This window comes from Mesorhizobium sp. M2C.T.Ca.TU.002.02.1.1, assembly GCF_003997225.1.
Window position 1 is genome coordinate 1 of the sequence record NZ_RZTO01001046.1, and the last position, 1,833, is coordinate 1,833.

Here is a 1,833-nt window from a genome sequence, read left to right on the forward strand (position 1 = left end):
TAGCCACACTCCCCCGGACAAGGCAAGCAAACGCCGGATCACCCGTTACCGGTTTGGCCGTAAATTATGTCCGCTTCCGGGCAATATGTTGTGATCCGGCAACGGTGCCGCCTTGATCGCCGATATAGCGCCTGAACGCATCCGGTCCAGACCGGTCGAAGAAATCGTCGGCCGGCCCGGCCGCCGCGATCGTGCCTTCATCGAGAAATGCCACGTCCTGGCCGATGCGGCGCGCATCCTCCGGCTGATGCGTGACGAACAGCACCGTCATTTCGCGTTCGGCATGGATGCCGGCGACAAGATCGAGCATGTCCTCGCGCAGCGCCGGGCCGAGCGACGCGAAAGGCTCGTCGAGCAGCAGAACCGGCCGGTCGCGCAGCAGCACCCGCGCCAGCGCCACGCGCTGCCGCTCGCCGCCGGAAAGCTCGCGCGGCAGCCGCTTTTCCTTGCCCGCCAGGCCCACACGCGCCAGTGCGTCGGCGACGGCAACGCGGTCGGCCTCGCCGAGTTTCAGCGACGGCGAGCGGCCGAGTCCGACATTGGCTTCGACCGAAAGGTGGGCAAACAAATTGTTTTCCTGGAACACCATCGACACCGGTCGCGCCGAAGGCGGCGTGTCGCCGATGTCGATGCCGCCGATCAGCACCCTGCCTGCATCGGGCGTCTCGAAGCCGGCTATCAGATTGAGCAGCGTCGACTTGCCGGAACCGCTCGGCCCCATGATGGCGGTGATCCTGCCCGCCGCGAATTCGGCATCGAAGCGGAAGGAAGATTCGCCGTAGCTGAACGCGATACCATCCAGCGTGACGGTGAGGCCCTTATGCGCGGCAGCGCCGTCGATCATCGTCGTCATGACTTTCCTTCCCGCCCCAGCCAGTCGGCAACGACCACCAGCATCAGGCAGACGAGGCCGAGCAGCAAGGCGAGTCCCGCGGCGTCGGCGGTCCGGTAGCTGCCCATGCGCGCCAAAAGCAGATAGGGCAGGGTCTGCACGGAATCGCTGCCGAACAGCGCGATCACCCCGAGATCGCCGAGCGACAGCGCCATGGCGAAGGCGAATCCGGTGGCCAAGGGCCGCCTCAGCGACGGCCAGTCGATCAGACTGAGCCGGGTCCAGCCGGATATGCCGAGCGCCAGGCAAAGCCGCTCATGGCGTTCACTCGCCGCGTCGTAGGCCGGGCGAATGGCGCGGATGGCGAAGGGCATGGCCATCACCGCATTGACGGCGACGACCATGACCGGCGCGATGGCGAAGACATCGGTGATGTTGCGCAACGCCAGGAACCAGCCGGCGCCAAGCACGATCGGCGGCACGACGAGCACGAAGCCGGCTCCGGTGTCGGCGGCATGCTCGAGCAGCGACATGGCGCTGCCGGCACGGCGCCGCAGGGCCAGCGCGCGTCGCGCCGCGATCAACGCCAGCGACAAGGTCACGCTGAGCAGCGCCGCAAGCAAAGCAAGGCCCGCGCTGGTGAGCGTCGCGCGGCGCACCGCTTCCTCGCCCGCCAATCGGCCGAGATCGGCCTCCAGACCTGAAACCACTGTCGCCGCCATCGGTCCGGCGACGAACAGCAGGGCAAGCGTGATGAGGCTCGCATTCAGCACGCTCTCCATGCGGCCCGCCGAAAGGTAGCGGCGCGGCGCCACCGGCAGATTGGCGTCGCCGACCGCGTTGGCGCCGAGCCGCGTGAGAGCGACGACCACGATGAAGGTCAGCGCGATCTGCAACAGCGTCAGCACCACTGCGCGCGCGGGATCGAAATCGAAGCGCAGTGCCTGGTAGATGGCGACCTCCAGCGTCGTCGCGGCCGGACCGCCTCCCAGCGTCAGCAC

The 1,833-nt window shown here is 67.5% G+C and carries 2 protein-coding genes; both read right to left on the reverse strand.

All coding sequences use genetic code 11. The features are described from left to right. Positions 1-64: 64 nt before the first annotated feature. Positions 65-844 carry a thiamine ABC transporter ATP-binding protein gene (thiQ, locus tag EOD07_RS33115; protein WP_127238224.1) on the reverse strand — a complete coding sequence of 260 codons (780 nt, stop codon included), beginning with the start codon at positions 842-844 and terminating at the stop codon, positions 65-67. A 5-nt stretch (positions 845-849) separates the two neighbouring features. After that, positions 850-1,833: ABC transporter permease subunit (locus tag EOD07_RS33120; protein ID WP_127238223.1), on the reverse strand; the 984-nt coding region annotated here is incomplete at its 5' end.